15 protein-coding genes are annotated in these 15,630 nt (G+C 65.5%); 5 read left to right on the top strand and 10 right to left on the bottom strand.

All coding sequences use genetic code 11. The annotated features are described in order from the left end of the window. Nucleotides 1-67: 67 nt before the first annotated feature. Nucleotides 68-1,555, bottom strand: coding sequence for a flavin-containing monooxygenase (locus tag K6T84_RS20805; RefSeq protein WP_224860471.1), 1,488 nt, complete (start codon nt 1,553-1,555; stop codon nt 68-70). Nucleotides 1,556-1,792: 237 nt separating this feature from the next. Between K6T84_RS20805 and K6T84_RS20810 the strand changes: the two genes are divergently transcribed. The 4 genes from K6T84_RS20810 (at nt 1,793) to K6T84_RS20825 (ending at nt 6,163) form a co-directional block, all read left to right on the top strand. Then, nucleotides 1,793-2,878, top strand: coding sequence for an AurF N-oxygenase family protein (locus K6T84_RS20810; protein ID WP_224860473.1), 1,086 nt, complete (start codon nt 1,793-1,795; stop codon nt 2,876-2,878). A 97-nt stretch (nt 2,879-2,975) separates the two neighbouring features. After that, the gene (locus K6T84_RS20815; RefSeq protein WP_224865797.1) at nt 2,976-3,743 is read left to right on the top strand and encodes a phthiotriol/phenolphthiotriol dimycocerosates methyltransferase; all 768 of its coding nucleotides are present in this window, start codon (nt 2,976-2,978) and stop codon (nt 3,741-3,743) included. 166 nt (nt 3,744-3,909) lie between these two features. Further along, nucleotides 3,910-5,280, top strand: a complete 1,371-nt coding sequence (locus K6T84_RS20820; protein ID WP_225400131.1) for a cytochrome P450 — start codon at nt 3,910-3,912, stop codon at nt 5,278-5,280. A gap of 70 nt (nt 5,281-5,350) precedes the next feature. Then, nucleotides 5,351-6,163: a phthiotriol/phenolphthiotriol dimycocerosates methyltransferase gene (locus K6T84_RS20825; protein WP_224860477.1), complete on the top strand. Its 813-nt coding sequence runs from the start codon at nt 5,351-5,353 to the stop codon at nt 6,161-6,163. Nucleotides 6,164-6,196: 33 nt separating this feature from the next. Here K6T84_RS20825 and K6T84_RS20830 read toward each other — a convergent pair whose 3' ends face one another. The 8 genes from K6T84_RS20830 to K6T84_RS20865 all read right to left on the bottom strand — a co-directional run bounded on the left by K6T84_RS20830 (nt 6,197) and on the right by K6T84_RS20865 (nt 13,486). Beyond that, nucleotides 6,197-7,039: an SDR family NAD(P)-dependent oxidoreductase gene (locus K6T84_RS20830; protein WP_224865798.1), complete on the bottom strand. Its 843-nt coding sequence runs from the start codon at nt 7,037-7,039 to the stop codon at nt 6,197-6,199. Between the two features lie 2 nt (nt 7,040-7,041). After that, complete coding sequence (cmrA, locus tag K6T84_RS20835) at nt 7,042-7,848, bottom strand: mycolate reductase (RefSeq protein ID WP_225400132.1); 807 nt, start codon at nt 7,846-7,848, stop codon at nt 7,042-7,044. A gap of 72 nt (nt 7,849-7,920) precedes the next feature. Beyond that, nucleotides 7,921-8,706, bottom strand: coding sequence for an alpha/beta hydrolase (locus K6T84_RS20840; RefSeq protein ID WP_225400133.1), 786 nt, complete (start codon nt 8,704-8,706; stop codon nt 7,921-7,923). 20 nt (nt 8,707-8,726) lie between these two features. Then, nucleotides 8,727-9,425, bottom strand: a complete 699-nt coding sequence (locus tag K6T84_RS20845; RefSeq protein ID WP_224860482.1) for a hypothetical protein — start codon at nt 9,423-9,425, stop codon at nt 8,727-8,729. Between the two features lie 364 nt (nt 9,426-9,789). Continuing rightward, nucleotides 9,790-11,379 carry a hypothetical protein gene (locus K6T84_RS20850; RefSeq protein ID WP_329786818.1) on the bottom strand — a complete coding sequence of 530 codons (1,590 nt, stop codon included), beginning with the start codon at nt 11,377-11,379 and terminating at the stop codon, nt 9,790-9,792. 191 nt (nt 11,380-11,570) lie between these two features. Further along, complete coding sequence (locus tag K6T84_RS20855) at nt 11,571-12,224, bottom strand: nitroreductase family protein (RefSeq protein ID WP_224865799.1); 654 nt, start codon at nt 12,222-12,224, stop codon at nt 11,571-11,573. Nucleotides 12,225-12,286: 62 nt separating this feature from the next. After that, nucleotides 12,287-12,799 (bottom strand): DUF2505 domain-containing protein, encoded by a 513-nt coding sequence (locus K6T84_RS20860; RefSeq protein WP_225396283.1) that lies wholly within the window; start codon nt 12,797-12,799, stop codon nt 12,287-12,289. Further along, nucleotides 12,800-13,486, bottom strand: coding sequence for a flavodoxin family protein (locus tag K6T84_RS20865; RefSeq protein WP_224860488.1), 687 nt, complete (start codon nt 13,484-13,486; stop codon nt 12,800-12,802). 52 nt (nt 13,487-13,538) lie between these two features. On the opposite strand from K6T84_RS20865, the gene K6T84_RS20870 reads away from it, so the two are divergent. Continuing rightward, nucleotides 13,539-14,369, top strand: coding sequence for a class I SAM-dependent methyltransferase (locus K6T84_RS20870; protein ID WP_225400134.1), 831 nt, complete (start codon nt 13,539-13,541; stop codon nt 14,367-14,369). Here K6T84_RS20870 and K6T84_RS20875 read toward each other — a convergent pair. After that, the gene (locus K6T84_RS20875; RefSeq protein WP_224860492.1) at nt 14,362-15,621 is read right to left on the bottom strand and encodes a phthiocerol/phthiodiolone dimycocerosyl transferase family protein; all 1,260 of its coding nucleotides are present in this window, start codon (nt 15,619-15,621) and stop codon (nt 14,362-14,364) included. The two genes, K6T84_RS20870 and K6T84_RS20875, sit on opposite strands and share 8 nt — an antisense overlap. Nucleotides 15,622-15,630 lie beyond the last annotated feature (9 nt).

Raw genomic sequence — 15,630 nt, forward strand, 5'->3', positions numbered from 1 at the left:
GCCCCTCATCAGACGAAATACCCAAGCGATCACTTTAACCCCCAGTTCAGGACCGCGACGGCAGAAATTACCCGATCAGGTAGTCAGTCAGCGGGAAGCGATCCTGCTCTTTCACCGCGCTGCGCACCGAGGTCGGCCGGAACAGTGGGGCCTCCCCGGTGTGCTGGTTGAACCAGTAGGAGTTCGAGGTCGCGCAGTTGCCCAAATGGAACACCGAGCTGTCCAGCAGGCCCATCATCCGCTCGTAGAACGCGGCATTGGCCTCTTCGGTCACCTCGAAGGTGCGCGCCTGCCGGCGCTGCAGCTCACCGAAGAGCCGGTTCATGTGTCGGGTCTGATACTCCACGGTGTTGAACCAGGACAACCCCACCCAGGAGAACGGGCTGGCCATGTTGATGAAGTTCGGGAACTGCGGGGCTGTCATGCCCTGATAGGCCTGGAACCGGGTCTCGCGCCACCATTTGCCCAGGTTGCGACCGCCGCGACCGATCACCTCGATGGCCGGCAGGTTGCCCTCCCAGACGTCGTATCCCGTCGCCAGCACCAGGGTGTCGATCTCGCGCTTGGTGCCGTCGCGCGCCACGACGCCGTCGGGCTCGATCCGTTCGATCCCCTCGGTGACCAGGTGCACATTCGGCCTGGCGAAGGTCGGGTAGTAGTCGTTGGAGATCGACGGACGCTTGCAGCCGAAGTCGAAATCGGGCCGCATCTTGTCGGCGAGTTCACGATTCCGCACCGCGCGGCGCCGATGCAGCGCTGATTGGGCCGCCATCGCCTTGTTGAGAAATTTGAAGCGCCGGTAGCGCCACATCGTCAGGACCATCATGAAGTCCGTGGTGTTGTCGGTCAGCCACCGCACAATGCGCTGGGTGAACGGCACTCGGGCGAACATCCGCTGCACCACCGGCGGGAACACCACGTCGGACTTGGGCGTCACCAGGATCGGGGTGCGCTGATACACCGTCAGATCGGCGACCTCTTTGGCCAGTTCGGGGATCACCTGGATCCCGGTGGAACCTGTTCCGATGACGGCTGCCCGGCGTCCGGCCATCGAGTAGTCGTGGTCCCACTCCGCGGTGTGCACAACATGGCCGGCGAATGACTCGATACCGGGGATATCTGGAATCTTTGGCTGGCACAGGAAGCCGGTGGCAACGATGAGGAACTGCGACGTCAATGTCTCACCGCCGGCCAGGGCCACCCGCCAGGCCTGAGCCTCGTCGTCCCACTGGGCGCCGTCGACGGTGGTGTTGAAGCGCATGAAGCGCGTCACGTCATACTTCTCGGCCACATGCTCTGCGTAGGCCTGGACCTCATTACCGGGGGCGAACAGCCGCGACCAGGTGGGGTTGGGTTCGAACCAGTAGGAATAAGTAGTAGAGGGCTGGTCGACGGAGAGCCCCGGGTAATGGTTGACGCGCCATGTTCCACCGAGCCCGTCCAGGCGGTCGACGATCAGGATGTTCTCGTAGCCCAGCTTGTTGAGTTGGATCGCCGTACCGATTCCACCAAAGCCCGCGCCTACGATGATGGCGTCGTATTGCTGGGTCCCCATAAGGCCAACACGGTACCGCAATGGCGCACGATCCCGCTGGTCGAGCAGCTCAGCCGGACCGCAACCGGCCACGCCCGAAGGTGAAATTTCGGGCGCCGCATCGTTGCGGATTGGCCGCAGGATGGCAGCAATCACACCACAGTGGCGAGTCAGGCCTTAGTGTTTTGCCAAACTCGACTGTAAGCTTCTGCCCAGCCGCGCACTCTTGGGGCGCGGGTCGGACGGAGAGATTGGCCAATGTCAACCTGGATGGGCATCATCGGGCCGCTGAGCGGCTTGTTTGTTGTCGGGTTGATACTGGCCACAGTTGGTTGCGCGATTGCCCGGTACCGCCGCAACCTGGATGTCACCGCCGATGCCCAGTACGTGGCGACGCTGACGAGTCTGTCGGAAAGCTCCGTGCGACGCCGCTTCGACCCCTACCTCGACATCGACTGGGACGCCCCCGAGTACGCCATCACCCCCGATGACCCGCGCTGGGTTCTCACTCATGACCCGCTCGGACGCTCCGATTGGTACCGCAGCCAGCCGCTGGACAAGCAGATCGCCATCGGGATGTGGCGGCAGGCCAATATCGCCAAGGTCTCCTTGCAGTTCGAGAGCATGCTGATCCGTGGCCTGGTCCAGTACGCGTCCCGGGTGCCCAACGGCTCCCCCGAACACCGCTACTGCATGCACGAATCCATCGAGGAGTGCAACCACGTCCTGATGTTCCAGGAGCTGGTGAATCGCGTCGGTTTCGACGTTCCCGGGATGCAGTGGTGGATGCGGTGGCTGTCACCGTTGATGCCGCTGTATGCCGGCCCGTTCCCCAACTGTTTCTTCTTCGGCGTGCTGGCCGGTGAGGTACCGGTGGATGTCATGCAGACCAACGCCCTGCGCGGGCCGGATTCCCTGCATCCCATCGTCGAGAGAGTGATGGCCATCCACGTCGCCGAGGAGGCACGTCACATCTCGTTCGCCGACGCCTACCTGCGCAAGCGTGTCCCGAACGTGTGGCGACTCAACCGGTTCTGGATGTCGCTGTACGTACCGTTCGTGATGCGGGTGCTGGCCAAGCCGATGATGTTGCCGCCGCGCAGCTTCTTCCGGCGCTTCGAGGTGCCGCGTTCGGTGCGCAAGCAGTTGCTGACCGGCGCGCCCGAGACGCGCCAGGCATTCCAGGACACGTTCGCCGACATTCGCATGCTCTGCACCGACATCGGCCTGATGAATCCCGCCGGGCGGCTGATGTGGCGGCTGTGCCGGATCAACGGGTCGGCATCGCGCTACCGCGGCGAGCCGCAGCGCACCCAGCAGCCGGCCTCGATCACCGTGGTCTGAAGCACCCTCGGAGCTATGCGATACTTCCGGTATGGTTCTTTCCCCGTCTGCAACCTTGGAAAAAGTCGGTGCTGATCTGGTCTACCGGATCTCTGCGATGCCGCTGTACAAGAAGGCCTTCAAATACTGGTACCCGTTCATGACCAAGCGGATGGGGCACGACGACGTCGTCTTCCTCAACTGGGGCTACGAACAGGACCCTCCGCTGGGCCTCAAGCTCGACGCCGACGACGAAGAGAACCGCTACTCGATCCAGCTCTACCACCAGACCGCCACCCAGATCGACTTGGCCGGCAAGAACGTCCTCGAGTGCAGCTCCGGCCACGGCGGCGGTGCATCCTTCCTGGCCCGCACGCTGGCGCCCGCCTCCTACACCGGCCTGGACTTCAACCCCGACGGTGTGGCCTTCTGCCAGAAGCGCCACCAGGTGAAGGGCCTGGACTTCGTCCAGGGTGACGCTCTGAACCTGCCGTTCCCGGACAACTCGTTCGACGCGGTGGTCAACGTCGAGGCCTCGCACATCTACCCCGACTTCGCCCAGTTCGTCCGCGAGGTGGGCCGGGTGCTGCGTCCCGGCGGGCACTTCCTGCACACCGACTTCCGCTACAAGGACGAAATCGAGTCCTGGCAGCAGACCTTGGCCACCCCGCCGCTGCGGCTGGTCAACGAGCGCGACATCAGCCGTGAGGTCGTGCGTGGCCTGGCGGCGAACTCGCCGCGCTCCAACGCGTTGATCAACGAGCGGATGCCGTTCTTCTTGCGCCGCTTCGCCCGGGAGTTCGCCGTGGTCGAGGGCTCGCTGTTCTACCGCGACCTGGACCGCGGCGAGATCACCTACCGCATCTTCGACCTCGTCAAGGACTGACGTAGCCGAATCGTCGGATCGCCGGAGCGGGCCGGGACACCAGTCCCCCCGCTCCGGCGATTTTTTTGGTGACCGACGTCCCTTCAGCCGGTGAACAAGACCGGGTTAGGGTGGCCTGCGGTCATCCGCTGTGGGGACCTGACATTCGTGACGAGGGGCTAGCCACATGGACCTGAAGCAGTTGAGGCGCCGGCTTCGATTTCGCGCCAGCCTGCTCAAGATCGGCACCGACGGGCTGATCGGCGTGGCCCGCGACCGGGCGACCGCCTACCGATATGTGCTGACGCGTCGCGAGACGGCTCCGCTGACCGATTTCGACCCGTTCGCGCCCGAGACCATGGCCGACCCGTATCCCGGCTACCGCACCTTACTGTCCGGGTCGAAGGTCTGGTACAGCCGCAAACGCGGCATCTGGATCCTGCCGGGCTACGACGAGGTCCGCCAGGCGTTGCGTGACGACGAGGCGTTGTCCTCGGCGGAGAGCCAGGCCCGGTTCCGGGTGCGCCTGCAGACCATGAACGCCACCGACCCGCCGGTGCACACCCGGTTGCGCCGGTCGGTGTCGCGGGCGTTCACCCCCCGCGCGATGAAGTCGTGGGAGATCAACATCAACCGTGCCGCCGACGAGCTCGTCGCCGCGATGATCGAACGCGGCCGGGTAGAGATCGTGGCGGACCTGGCCAAGCCCCTGCCGAACCGGCTGATCACGATGATGCTGGCCATTCCGCAGGAGGACCGTCACCAGTTCCTGGAATGGGCGGACACCATCAACGAGGCGGCGTTCGCGCCGCTGACCCCGCGGGGCATGGCGATGAACATGCGCTCAAGCCAGGCGGTCAACGCCATGTACGCCAGCCTCGACCCGATGATCAAGGAACGCCGCGCCACCCCTGGCGACGACCTGATCTCGATGCTGGCGGCTCCCAGCGGTGAGGACACGCTCTCCGACGACGAGGTGTTCTGGACGGCGTCGATGCTGGTCGGGGCCGGCAGTGAGACGACGACGAACCTGATCTCCGGGTTGTTCCTGACGCTGGCGCAGCGCCCGGATGTCTACGCCCGGCTGCGGGAGAACCCGGAGTTGATTCCCGCTGCCATCGAGGAGCAGCTGCGGCTGGTCTCGCCGGTGCAGGGGTTCTACCGGACCGCAACCCGCGATTACCAGGTCGGCGAGCACACCATCCCGGCCGGGGCGCGGGTGCTGGTGCTCTACGCGGCCGCCAACCGCGACCCGCAGCACTACCCGGATCCCGACACGTTCGACCTGGACCGCAATCCGACCGACCACCTGGCGTTCGGCGGCGGCGCGCACTACTGCCTGGGCACGCACCTGACCCGCATCGAGGTCGGCCGCGTGCTCACCCAGCTCATCCCCCATGTCAAGGCCATCCGATTGGACGGGGACTATCGCTACCTGGTCAACGCGACCATGCGTGGCCTGGAGCACCTGCCCGTCGAATTGGTGCTCGCCGACGGGGAGCTCGCGGGCGAGGGAACGTCGATCGTCGCCGATGGGCGGTCGACGGGCGGCCTGTGAGCGCTGCCACCCCCCTCACCCACCCACCGCTGCGGCAGCCCGGCCATGAAATACTGGCCGGATGGTCACGATGAACCGCCTGATATTCAATCCGGTCTCCCACCGCGTCATGACGAACCCGTTCGTCTACCACCTGCTGTTCACCTCGTTCGTGACCAAGCGCTTCTCCACCCAGACCAAGCTGCTCAGCGGTGACGACTGGCTGTTCTTGAACTACGGCTACGAAGAAGACCCGGCGATGGCGATTCCGCTGGATGCGTCCGACGAGCCCAACCGGTTCTTCATTCAGCAATACCACCGCACCGCCGCCTTGGCTGACATGGCCGGCAAGAAGGTGCTCGAGGTAAGCTGCGGCCACGGTGGCGGCGCCTCGTACGTGGCCCGCACCTTCAAGCCAGCCTCTTACACCGGCCTGGACCTCAACCCGACCGCCATCGAGTTCTGCCGGGAGCGTCACCAGCTGCCCGGAATGGACTTCGTGCTCGGCGATGCCGAGAACCTGCCGTTCGAGGACGGCTCGTTCGACGTGGTGTTCCAAGTGGAGGCATCGCACCTGTACCCGCACCCGGCGAAGTTCTTCAACGGCGCGGCGCGCGTGCTGGCCCCCGGCGGGCACTTCCTCTACACCGACTTCCGCCGGCGTAGCGAGCTGCCGCAGTGGGATGCCGAGCTGGCCGCCACCGGACTGCGGCTGGTGACGCAAGAGGACATCAGCATGGACGTGCTGCGCGGCAACGAGAACAACCTGGGCCGCAAGCAGGAGAAGATCGCTCACCACGGTGGCCTGGCCCGATTCGCCAGCGCCGCAACCGACTGGACGTTCAACGGTGCACTGAAGAACGGCGAGTTCGTCTACCGGCTGTACTGCTTCACCAAGGACTGACCGACGCAGCCCGGCGCCGACCAGGTAGCCGGGCTAGGGGGCCGAACGTGTCGGGGGCGGGACGAGCCGTGCCGCCAGGGGCGGAACCACCCGTTGGTAGGCCGACCCGGTGAGCCGCAGCAACAGGTCCAGAATCTTGGTGTCGGGACCGACCAGGATGCGGGGTTGATTGCGGCGTACCGCGCGCAGAATGACCTGCGCGGCGCGCTCCGGCGAAGTGGTCCAGCCCCGCTTGTCATAGCGGCTGACCAGGTCGACCTCGCCCAGGTACTCGGCCGCAGCCATGTTGTCGATGAACGAGGTTTTGGTGCCCCCCGGAAACACCGCGGTCACCTTCACCGGATGCTTGGCCAGCGCCATCTCCTGGCGCAACGCCTCGGTGAATCCGCGGACGGCGAACTTGGCCGAGTTGTAGGCCGCCTGTCCCGGCAGCGCGAACAACCCGAAGGCGCTGGAAACATTCACCACATGACCGTCGCGGGAGGCGATCAGGTGCGGCAGAAAAGCTTTGGTGCCGTTGACCACACCCCAGAAGTCGATGTTCATCACCCGTTCGAACTCCTCGAAACTGGTGATCTCGATGTCGCCGAAGAACGCAATGCCGGCATTGTTGTAGATCTGGTTGATGCCGCCGAAGTGCTCGGCGACCCGGTCGGCGTAGGCCAGGAAGGCGGCCCGGTCGGCCACGTCGAGCCGATCGGCCAGCACGTCGGCACCCATCGCGGTCAGCTGCTGGTGAGTGCGGGCCAATCCGTCGGCATCGACATCGCTGATGGCGACCCTGGCTCCGGCGCGGGCCAGTTCCACGGCCAACGCCTGGCCGATCCCGGACCCGGCCCCGGTGACGGCGGCGACCTTGCCCGCGAATCCCCGTATCATCAGCCGCCGGCCAGCTGGCGGTAAACCCGCCCGACGATCGGCGCAATGATGCTGCGCGGCGCGTACTGGTTGGTGACCGACATGACCTTCGCGGGCAAGCCGGGAACCACGCGCATCTTGTTGCGCGCCAAGCCGTCCAGGGAGACCTTCGCGGCCTGCTCGGGTGAGACCCACAGATAGTCGGGCACCAGCTTGCTGGTGGTCGCCTCGTCGACCGACTCGACGGTGAAGGTACGCACCGGACCGGGCGCCAGCAAGGTCACGTGTACCCCCGAGCCTCGCAATTCGCAATGCAGGGACTCACTGAAACTGTTGATGAAGGCCTTGGTGGCCGCATAGGTGGCGTTGTTGGGAATCGGCGCATTGCCCGCCGTCGAACCGGACATCAGGATGCCGCCGGAACCTCGCTCGAGCATTCCAGGCAGGACCGCCAGTACCAGGTCGTGGACCCCCGCAGCGTTGAGTTGGACCAGATCACGCTCCCCCGCCGCGTCCAGCTGCGAAACCGGCCCGATGGTGGCAGCGCCGGCGTTGGCGCACAGTATCGAGATGTGACGGGACGCCAGCTCGTCGCGCAGCGCTGCTCGCGCAGCGGCGTCGGCCAGATCAGCCGGCCGCACTTCGACCGTGACGTGATGCTTATCGGCTAGCCTGGCTGCGAGGTCGTTGAGCAGCTCTTCGCGCCGGGCGGTGATGATGAGGCTATGACCACGGGCCGCCAGCTCGGCGGCCAGCGCCTCACCGATTCCGTGGGACGCTCCGGTGACTACGGCCCGGGCATCCGGGTGCGGGGACGGTACTGACACGCAGCGAGTATACAGAGAGCGAAATACCCGATCGGCCGACCAGCACAACGGCATTCGGGCCGACGGCTCCGGTTACAGCCCGCGGTCGGTCAGCCAGCCGTCGATACGGTCGGCGACCGCTTCCCAGCCAGGCTCGAGCATCATGTCGTGGCCCATCGCCGGAAAGAACTCGGCGGTGGTCCCATAGGCCCGCGCAGTCGCCAGAACTTCGTCGCGGGTGTGCGCACCGTCGTCGTCGGCGCCCAGGACCAACAGCGGCGTGGCGACGCGGTCCGGTCGCGGTAAGCGCAGCACCGCGCAGTCCACCCCGATCCGAGAGCTCTCCTCCTGCAGGCGCGCCGCGTACTTCACCACCATGTCCTCCGGCGTCCCCGGGGAGAAGAACCGCTCCCGGGCCAGCTCAGGAGTGCTGATATACGGCAGCGCGCGACCCGTGACCATCATCTTGATGAAGTGCCACGGTCGATGCCGCAGCCAGCGCCGGGCGGATCCGAGGTTGCCCTGCGGAGGCATCGATGTCAGCAGCACCCCGGCGGGCGCGTCATGGGTCTCCAGATACTTCTGCACGATGAATCCGCCCATCGAGTGACCGATGACCACCGGAGCCGCCGGCAGGCCTGCGGCGGCCTCGGCGATGTCGGCGACATAGTCGGTGACCGAGCAGGCCCGCAGCGGCTTGTCCGAACCGCTGCCGCCGTGCCCGCGGAAACTCAGTGCCACCGCCCGATAGCCACGGTCGGCAAAGTAGTCCAGAAAATTCTCCGCCCAGCACCAAGCGCCGTGCCAGGCACCGTGCACGAACAGCAGCGGAACCGGATGGGCCGCGCTGGTCTGCCCCCGGTCGATCAGCTCAAGCACGCCGAGGACCGGGACCTAGGTCAGAACGGCCACAGCGGGCCGGGAATCTCCACGCTGTCGGCCCAGCCGGCGCCGGGGTTGAAGTCAGAGACATCAAACAACTGCGACTCGATGTAGGGCGAACCGAAGAGCGAGCCGTTCTCCAGCCAGGAGACATCGAACGCACCGAACGGCGTGGTGATCCAGGTGCCGATCGCATCGTCGGTGGGACCGACATTACCGGCGCCGACCAGGTCGATGTAGACGTATCCCCAGGGCCCGAAGAAGTTGCCGAAGTTATGGATGTTGATCACACCCCACTCGACGTTGGTGTCCAGATTCTCGAAATACTCCCGGGGCAGAATGATCTGCTGCTGCGAGGTGTAGAACTCCATCGTGTCGATGACGGGAAGATTGAGCCCACCGAAGAGGTACGAGGAGTCCTTCAGGTCCAGGGGTTCGCCGTCCACCGTCACGTACTTGGTCATGAAGTCCTGGACGAACGGCGCGATGTTCTTCGAATCGAAGTCGAACAGCTGGGTGCCCGACAGGGTGCGCTGATACCAGGGGTTGCCGACCATCCCGGTGATGTCCGGCTCCGCGGTCGGGGTCAGGCCGAACGGGTTCGGAATGTTGAGACCGTAGTTGCCGGGGGTGGTGGTCGGGCTGTCCTGCACCTCGTCTGCACTGGCCGAACCCATCGAGAGCGCCATCGCCGTCAAAACGCCGCCAGCAACCACGCCAATCAACGTGACATTGCGATTCATAGTTCCTCTACCCCCCGAAGTGGTTTGTCCTGGTACTCAGCTAACCGGAACCTGAGTAGTTCCGTAGTTGTGCCAGACAGCAGCATAGCGGGTAACTGTCAGACCGCAACCTGAAGGGCGCACCGGCCGCGTCATCGCACGGCGTCAGGGGCAAAACAGCGCAAAATCGGTGCCGGACGGTGCAGCTCGAGTACTTCACCGGCAGGCTGAGAATGCGGTGAACGGCCGGCGCGTCATTACCTGCGCGCGAACGCGTCGTACCCGGGCACGCGTGGCGAACCCGACGAACCGCCGGTGATGCGCCCGTACCGATGCGTTGCCGGACGGAGAACTCCCGCTAGACGCCGAGTCCGCTGAACAAACTGGACCAGTCGAACGCGTCAGCGTCAGCCCCACCGATGTACGGGTGGGTGTACGGTTCGCCATCCAGTACGTATTCACCGGGGTCGGGCAGCCCCACGGGTTCGTGCGGAATACCCGCCAGTGCAGCCAACGTGCCCTCGATGTCGAACGGCGCGAAGATACCGACGTTGCTGAAGAGGTTGAACAGGTAGTTGCCCGTCCCTTCGCCCAGCAGACTGTTCATGCCCTGGTGAATCTCGTCGAGGGACGGCAGGTTCTGACCGAAGTCGAAGAACGGCGGCAGCTCCCTGGGGTCCGACATCCCAGGGTTGCCGAAGTTGAACCAGGTCTGGTTCCAGCGCCAGAGGTTCGCTTCGGACGAGATGAACGTCGGTGTCGAGATATTGGCGGTGCCGTCGGCATAGTCGTGCAGCCACTCATCGAGCACCGGGTTTCCCTTCCACATATCGCTGATCGCCTGGATCGCGATGTAGTAGGTGGGCTGCAGGTGGTGGCCGGGGTCGAGGTCCGGGAACAGACACGGACCCGGGCAGAACGGGCTGCCCGGCACAAACGGGTTGAACGCAATGGCGAACGAGGCCAGAAGCGACTGCATGGCGCGACCCAGATCGACGATGTTGGGCAGCTCGAACTTGCTCATGTCGAAGGGCTGCTGGAGGCTCTCCCAGAAGTTGTCGAACGGCTGCTGGAAGTCCATCGAGTAGGACATACCCGCCCACGGCATCAGCGGCGTGTTAGGGTCCATGGCTTCGATCCTGGAGACGAGATCCGGATCGTTAGCGATGATCTCGTCGTAGTTCGGGTTGTTCTGGAGATTCTCCAGTGCCTGCGCCGGCGTGATGGTGCCCTGCCAGAGGAACTGGTCGTGCCCGATGCCCGCGTCCTGCATGGGCACCGACGTCGGGTCGAAGAAGTATGAGTTGCCGTCCGTCATCTCCGAGAACGGAACCTGGAACCAGTTGTCGATCAGCGGGAATTTCTGCAGCCCCGTGATGATGGCCAGGCTCCACAGCATCTGGTCGAGCGCGGTGACGCCGGTGATCGGGCTGGTCGGCATGACCGGCAAGCACCACAGGCTCTCACAGACCTTGTCGGCCGGGATCTCGACGGCGAGGAGCATAGACAGCTGCTGTCCCAGACCGGGGTACATGAAGTCATCCTCGTGCCCCGCACCGGAGAGCACCGGGAACGGCACCAACGTGTTCACCAGACCTTCGAAGTGGGCCGGGTCACCGGGGTCTTCACCCCAGACATTGGTCGGGCTGCCGACCAGCCAGGGTCCGCTGAACAGCAGGGACTGCGCCAGCGTATCCAGGCCATTGATCGAGTTGGCGGGGGCGTTGAACAGCGCCTGAGCCAAGTTCAACGGCACATTGAGCAAAGACTCGTCAGCCACCAACTGGGTTGCGCGCCGGACTACTGAGTCTGCGGCGTCCAGCGGTGAGACCGCCACGACAGGTGTGGCTGCAACGATGCCGGCTGCAGCGACCGCGATACCCCCCCGGATATTCTGACGCTGCAGGGCACGGAACGGGTCACTCATCACCAGCTTGCGCTGCGGCACCGCTCGATGCCGACCACCAGTTGCGGAGCGACGCTCTCGCATCACAACATCCTTCACAAGTCCCCCTTGAGTCCCGACCGAACCGTGACAGCATATAGGTGTAACAGTTCAGTGTCTAAGCGAGTACGAGTCAATTTATATTGACCTGCAGAATAAGGTCCGCTAAGCGGAACTTTAGGTTTGTTTTCGGATCAATCGTTCAGCCACGCCCGGTTGCCGTAACCATCGAGGTGCACGACCTCCCCCACCGGCCGGCGACTCGTCGGCCCGTAACGGCCACGCGGCCAGCCCAGCGGAACGATACAGCACGGCGTGACGGCGTGCGGCAGCCCGAGGATGCGTCGCGCCGCACGCTGACTCCACAGCGGCAGGGTGATCAGCGAGGCGCCCAGCCCCATGGCACGCGCGGCCAGCAACAGGTTCTGCACACTGGGATAGATAGACCCCCAGTAGGCGGACTCGGCGATATGCGGCATCCGCACCACCGGCAGCCGGCCGTCCCGGGCGCCCAGCCGCAGGCAGGCCACCACCAGCACCGGGATCTCGGCGAAGTGGTCGATCTGCCACTGCATGGCCCGGGCGATGCCGGCGATAGTCGGGTCGGTCTTGATCTTGCGACGTAACACCACGTCGCGCTGGAGCTTCCAGGCCTGGCGGTAGCGCTTGGCCAGCTCCTCCTTGACCCGGCGGTCTTTGACGACGATGAACTCCCAGTTCTGCCCGTCATTGCCGGTGGGCGCCCGCAGCGCCAGCTCGATGCACTTGAGCACCACCGCGTCGTCGACCGGGTCGGAGTAGACCCGCCGCACCGCACGCTGGGTCATCATCGCCTCGCCCAGCGGCATGTTCAGGGCGGCCAGGGCGTCGGCGGTGGCCGGCAGGTGGGTCGGGGTGAAGCGCGCGCCCGTCACTGGGCGGCCCGATCGCTGACCCACTGCGCGGTGAACCGCTGGATGTCGGGAATGCCGTGAGAGAACTCCTTGGCCAGGAAACTTTCGATGGGCCCGCCCACCAGCGGCAGCCGGAACTCGATGTTGCCGGTCAGCTCCATCCGCGACCCGCTGTCGGTGGGCTCCAGCACCGCGGTGCCTCCCCCGCCGCCCGGAGCGCCGATCACCGCGACATCGATGTCGCCGGTCACCCGGCCGTCGGCGGTGGGCGCCCAGACCTCGGTGGTGACGATCTTGAGGTCGCCGCGGTAGATCTTGGTGAGCATCCCCGGCAGTGCGCCGTGCCGCAGATCCTCGGTGACGACCACCCGCACGCCGCCGTCCGGCTCGACGGCCAGTGAGTCCAGGGCCTTCTCGCCGCCGTCGAACTCGGCGTTGCGGGCCAGCCAGTAGTCCCGGGAGCCGAACGCGGCCAGCACCTGCTCGACGGTGGCCGTCGACTCGAAGACGATGTCGAATGAGCGGGGCATCTACTTGTCCCTGCCGAACAGCCGGCTCGCCAGGCCCCCGGCGAACGTGCGGACCCGGTCGAGCTGCTCGGGCTGGACATTGGTGGGCGGCAGCCGCAGGCCCAGGTAACGCTTCCGGTACCGCCCGCTGCCCAGGTAGCTGGTCAGCGACAGCATTGAGCGCAGCGGATCGCCCGGGTAGGTGAAGTGGATCTCATCAGTGTAGCGGCCACCGCACTCCTCCCCCAGCCGGGCCACTTCGGCGTAGTTCTCCTGCCAGTACTCGCGGCACACGGTGAACACCGCAAACGGCTTGCCGTCCAACAGTTTTCGCGCCTCATCGGTCTGCAGAAAAGAGCGAATCGGCATGGCGGGCGCCTTCCACCAGGTCGGTGAACCGATGCAGATCAGGTCGTAGTCGCTATTCCGCACCGCATCGGGGGTGCGGATCTCACCGGTCTCGCCGTTCTGCTGTGCCTTGAGCACGCTGAGCATGTCCGGCCACACCCGCCGCATCGGGAAGTGCGCGAACCGCGGCGCATACCGCGGATCGGTGAACTCGATACCCGCGGTGACCACCTCGCAGCCCCGCTGCGCGAACACCTCGCCTGCGGCTTCGAGCACCTTGCGTGACTGCCCGGAGAAACTGTAGTACAGCAACAGGATTCGCGGCGGGTGCCCGCCGCCCGTGGTGTTCTCATCGGCCATGTGTGTCTCCCCGTTCGATCGACTGACCACCAAGCGTATTAGGCTCGCCGACGTGGCAGACAAGATCCCCGTCGACCTGCACGGCGCCGCGCAGACCATGCTGACGACGCTGTACCTCAAGGCGCTGGACGCCGACTTCGACTCCCCGGTGCTCGGCGACCGGTTCGCCAAGGAGGCGGTCGAGCGCATCGACTTCGACTGGGATGGACTCAAGGCCCCCGGCCGGTGGGCGCCGCTGGTGACGGTGCGCACCGCCCAGTACGACATCTGGGCGCGTCAGTTCCTGGCCGCCAACCCCGAGGCGACCGTCATCCACCTGGGCTGCGGCCTGGACGCCCGGGTCTTCCGGATCGATCCGGGCCCCGGCGTCATCTGGTACGACGTCGACCAGCCGCCGGTGATCGCGCTGCGTGAGCAGATCTACCCCGACCGCCCGGGTTATCACCTGATCGCCACCTCGGCCACCGACCCGTCCTGGCTCGACGACATTCCCACCGACCGTCCGCTGCTGTTCCTGGCCGAGGGCATCAGTATGTATCTCACCGAATCCGACGGCGTGGCCCTGCTGCAGAGCATCGTCGACCGCTTCCCTAGCGGGGAGCTGCAGATCGACTTCTACAACTGGTTCGGCATCAAGACGCAGAAGACCCACCGGCTGCAGCGGCAGTCCGGCGCCAGCCTGCACTGGGCGGTCAACAGCCCGGCCGACATTCTGGACAAGGTGACCGGAATCCGGCTGCTGGCCGCGGCCAACCTTTTCGACGCCGAAACCTTCGCCCGGGTACCCGCCGGGTTCCGGCGGTCCAGCCGGCTGGCGCGTGCGGTGCGACCGCTGCGCGGCATGCTGCAGTACCACCGCTACGCCTTCGGCCCGGTCAGCTGACGCCGGCGGCCGCGTGCCGTTCGGCGATGCCGCACAGCAGTGCGCGGATAGCCTCCACCGAACGCTCGGGTTCGGGTCCGTGTGAGTGGTATTCGATGTTGAGCTGCCCGGAGAAGATCTGGGTGAAGTAGATGTCGATCCCGGCACTGACCGCGAAGTACAGCTCGCCGTGGGTGGTGGTGACCTCCACACCCGGTGGTGTCCGCACCGGCGGGACCAGCCCGTTGTTGCTCAGTACCACCACATCCGGCATGCCGGGCGGATTCCCGACGTACTGGGGGCTGAAATGCAGCCGGGACTGCTGGATGACGCCCTCGTCGAGGTCCTTCTGGAAGCTCTCGGCGATGTCGCGGGCGATGTCGACCACGTCGGTCTTGGCGTCGATCTCGGCGAGATAGGTGGCCAAGCCGATCGGGTTGGTGCACCCGGTCGCCGAAACCGGCGGTGAGAGAAAGTATCTCAGGTCCACGGTGTAGACATAGGGCACCGGGATGGTCAGCTTGCCGCGCAGCTGCCATTCGGCGATCAGCACGGCCGCCGAGAGCACCGCGTGCAGGCTCAGGTTGTGCGACCGGCCGAACTCGACGACGGCGTTGGTCTGATCCTCGGTCAACCGGCACGACGCCATCGGCACCAGCAGCGGCTCCGACGGGGTCTCACCGGAGACCGCCCGACGGGTGGGCGGCAGATCGTAGGCGAACAGCGCCGGCATGAACCGCTCGATGCCGGAACGCTTCTGCTTCTCGATCCCCCGGTCGGCCAGCACCGCCTCGATCGACTGCGGCGCCGGCTCGACGTTGATCGCGCCGATCTTCCCGGTGGTGACCAGATCGGTGTAGAAGGACAGCATCTCTTCGATCAGCGCGTACATGTGGTGGCCGTCGGCAACCGCGTGATGCACATACAGGGTCGGCTGCGCCTGCCCGTCCCGGATGATCAGTCGCATCGCGACCAGCGACTCGGTCTGATCGAAATGCGGTGCGGGCGCCTGCGCATCCGGCCCGTCGAGTTCGATCACCTCTATGGGTTCGGGCATCAGGTCGTCGGTGACGAACTGGTGGCGGCCGTCGTCCAGGCGCTCGATGCGGCCGGTGAGGATCGGGTGCGCCTCCAGCAGCGCCTCGTAGGCCTCCGAGAGCAGGTCGACGTCGACCGGACCGGTGACGTGTGCGGCCAGACCCACGAAGTTGTGGGTCTCGGCGAGCATCTCCTCACTGATCGCGAGCTTGCGAATGACCGACGTGGCGAACACTTTCGGAGT

Source organism: Mycobacterium zoologicum, from assembly GCF_020181635.2.
Taxonomy (GTDB): Bacteria; Actinomycetota; Actinomycetes; order Mycobacteriales; family Mycobacteriaceae; genus Mycobacterium; species Mycobacterium zoologicum.